Source organism: Streptomyces flavofungini, assembly GCF_041028215.1.
In the GTDB taxonomy this organism is placed as follows: Bacteria; Actinomycetota; Actinomycetes; order Streptomycetales; family Streptomycetaceae; genus Streptomyces; species Streptomyces flavofungini_B.
Window position 1 is genome coordinate 1 of sequence record NZ_JASKYR010000886.1, and the last position, 2981, is coordinate 2981.

3 protein-coding genes are annotated in these 2981 nt (G+C 75.4%); 2 read left to right on the top strand and 1 reads right to left on the bottom strand.

What is annotated here, in order from left to right; all coding sequences use genetic code 11:
• On the top strand, positions 1 to 1043 hold a 1043-nt coding region (gene cbiE / locus AB8Z36_RS36025), incomplete at its 5' end, for a precorrin-6y C5,15-methyltransferase (decarboxylating) subunit CbiE (RefSeq protein ID WP_369217604.1).
• Positions 1040 to 1789: a precorrin-4 C(11)-methyltransferase gene (gene cobM, locus AB8Z36_RS36030; RefSeq protein WP_369217605.1), complete on the top strand. Its 750-nt coding sequence runs from the start codon at positions 1040 to 1042 to the stop codon at positions 1787 to 1789. The genes cbiE and cobM, both read left to right, overlap by 4 nt.
• A gap of 35 nt (positions 1790 to 1824) precedes the next feature.
• On the opposite strand, the gene AB8Z36_RS36035 is transcribed toward cobM, so the two are convergent.
• Positions 1825 to 2981, bottom strand: a 1157-nt coding sequence (locus AB8Z36_RS36035; protein WP_369217606.1) for a cobalt-precorrin-5B (C(1))-methyltransferase, incomplete at its 5' end; no start/stop codon positions are given.

A 2981-nucleotide genomic window follows, 5' to 3' on the forward strand; every position in this document is an offset into this window, starting at 1 on the left:
TGCCCGCCCTGCTCGCCGCCCACGCCGGGCGCCGCATCGCCGTCCTGGCCAGCGGCGACCCCATGTTCTACGGCATCGGCCGGGCCCTGGCCGAGGAAGTCGGCCCCGCGGCCCTGCGCGTCCTGCCGCACCCCTCGTCCGTCTCCCTCGCCTGTGCGCGCCTCGGCTGGCCGGTCGAGGACACGGAGGTCGTGACGCTGGTCGGCCGCCCGGCCGCGCGCCTGGCCGCCGCGCTGCACGACGGACGGCGGCTGCTCGTGCTCAGCGCGGACGCCGCGACGCCCGCCGGGGTCGCCGCCCTGCTCCGTGAGCGCGGCTACGGCCCGAGCGGGCTGCGCGTCCTGGAACAGCTCGGCTCGGCGCACGAGAAGTCGTACGAGGACACGGCCGACGCCTGGTCGCACCCGCCGGGCGCGCCGCTGAACGTCGTCGCGGTCGAGTGCCGGCGCGCCCCGGAGGCGCTGCGGCTCGGGGCCGTGCCCGGACTGCCCGACGCGGCGTACGAGAGCGACGGGCAGCTCACCAAGCGCTACGTCCGCGCCGCCACCCTCGCGGCCCTCGCGCCCGCGCCCGGTGAGCTCCTGTGGGACGTGGGCGGCGGCTCGGGGTCGATCGCGGTGGAGTGGATGCGGGCGCATCCCTCGTGCCGTGCGGTCACCGTCGAGAAGAACGCCGTGCGCGCCGAGCGGATCGGGCGCAACGCCGAGCGGCTCGGTGTTCCCGGGCTGCGCGTCGTCACCGGCTCCGCGCCCGGCGCGCTCGCCGGACTGCCCGTTCCCGACGCCGTGTTCATCGGCGGCGGCCTCACCGCGCCGGGGCTGCTCGACGCCTGCTGGGCGGCGCTGCCGGACGGGGGGCGCCTCGTCGCCAACACCGTCACGCTGGAGTCCGAGGCCCTGCTCACGGAGTGGTACCGCCGTCACGGCGGCGAGCTGGTGCGGCTCGCCGTCGCGCAGGCCGTCCCCGTCGGCGGCTTCACCGGGTGGCGGCAGGCCATGCCGGTCACCCAGTGGTCCGTCACCAAGTCTGGAGATCAACGATGACCGTGTACTTCATCGGCGCGGGGCCCGGCGCCGCCGACCTGATCACGGTGCGCGGCGCCCGGAGGCTCGCGGCGTCCCCGGTCTGCCTGTACGCGGGTTCGCTCGTGCCGCGCGAACTGCTCGCCGAGTGCCCCGAGGGGGCGCGCCTGGTGGACACCGCGCAGCTCGACCTGGACCAGATCACCGCCGAGCTGGTGCGGGCGCACGAGGCGGGGCTCGACGTGGCGCGGCTGCACTCGGGCGACCCCTCGGTCTTCAGCGCGGTCGCGGAGCAGATGCGGCGGCTCGACGCGGCGGGCGTGCCGTACGAGGTCGTGCCGGGTGTGCCCGCGTTCGCCGCCGCGGCGGCGGCCCTCAAGCGGGAGCTGACGGTGCCGACCGTCGGGCAGACGGTGATCCTCACGCGGATCGCGCAGCGGGCCACGGCGATGCCCGAGGGCGAGGACCTGGCCACGCTGGGGCGCAGCGGGGCGCTGCTCGTCCTGCATCTCGCCGCGGGCTACGTGGACCGGGTGGTCGAGGAGCTGCTGCCGCACTACGGGGCCGAGTGCCCGGTGGCCGTGGTGGCCATGGCGAGCCGTCCGGACGAGGTGGTCCTCCGGGGCACGCTCGCGGACATCGCGGGGCAGGTGAAGTCCGCGGGTGTCGTCCGCACGGCCGTCATCATGGTCGGCCGCACGTTGGGTGCCCCGGCGTTCCGGGACAGCCATCTTTACTCTCCCGAGCGGGAGCGGCACGTCTGCTGACGCCCGTGGCGGGCGCCGCCTTCCCTGCGGGGGCGTCATGGCTTCCCATTCCCTGCGGGGGCGTCGTGGCTTCCCTGCCGGTGCGTCGTGGCTTCCCGTTCCCCGCGGGTGCGTCGTGGCTGGTCGCGCAGTTCCCCGCGCCCCTGACGGGGCGCTGCCCGCGTCCTCCCCGCGTCCCCTGATGGGGCGCTGCCCGCGTCCTCCCCGCGTCCCCTACGGAGCGCCCCCTCCGGAGTGCTTCGGCCCACCACCTTTCCTGTTCTGTCGATGCAGATGACGTCTACGTCCACCGGGGCGCCGCGTAGGACCGTCAAGGCCTCGGTGCGGGCTGTGGTGGCTACCAGGTTGCCGAGGGGGACCGTGGCCGCCTCGCACAGGCGCAGGGCCTCCAGGCCCGTGTTCGCGGTGGCCACCCTGGCGGCCAGGTCCTCGGCCGCGCCGCCCGCTCGGGCCAGTTCCGCCAGGAAGGCCTTGTCCACCTGGGAGCGGGCCGAGTGGAGGTCCAGGTGGCCCGCCGCCAGTTTGGAGAGCTTGGCGAAGCCGCCGCAGATGGTGAGGCGGTCGACCGGGTGGCGGCGCACGTACTTCAGGACCGCGCCCGCGAAGTCGCCCATGTCGAGCAGCGCGTCCTCCGGCAGGCCGTACTCCGCCACGACCGTCCTCTCCGACGTCGAACCGGTGCAGCCCGCCACATGCGTGCGCCCGGCGGCCCGCGCCACGTCCACGCCCCTCCTGATGGAGTCGATCCACGCCGAGCAGGAGTAGGGCACGACGATGCCGGTCGTGCCGAGGATCGACAGGCCGCCGAGGATGCCGAGCCGGGGGTTCCACGTGGAGCGGGCGATCTCCTCGCCGTGGTCGACCGAGATCGTGATCTCCACGTCCGCAGTCGTACCCGCGCGCTCCGCCACCAGCGCCGCATGCTCGCGCATCAGCTGCCTGGGTACGGGATTGACCGCCGGTTCGCCCACTTCGAGCGGCAGGCCGGGACGGGTGACCGTGCCCACGCCCGGGCCCGCCCTGAAGACCACCCCCGAGCCCGGCGGCAGCCTCCGTACCGTCGAGCGCACCAGCGCCCCGTGCGTGACGTCCGGGTCGTCGCCCGCGTCCTTGACGATGCCCGCCATGGCGTACGCGTCCCCGCGCTCCTCGGCGGCCACCACGGCCGCGTACACCGCGCTTCTGACCGGTG

Bases quoted from the DNA above. Each gene is read 5' to 3' on its own strand.
- cobM (WP_369217605.1), top strand. From the start codon at position 1,040: ATGACCGTGTACTTCATCGGCGCGGGGCCCGGCGCCGCCGACCTGATC.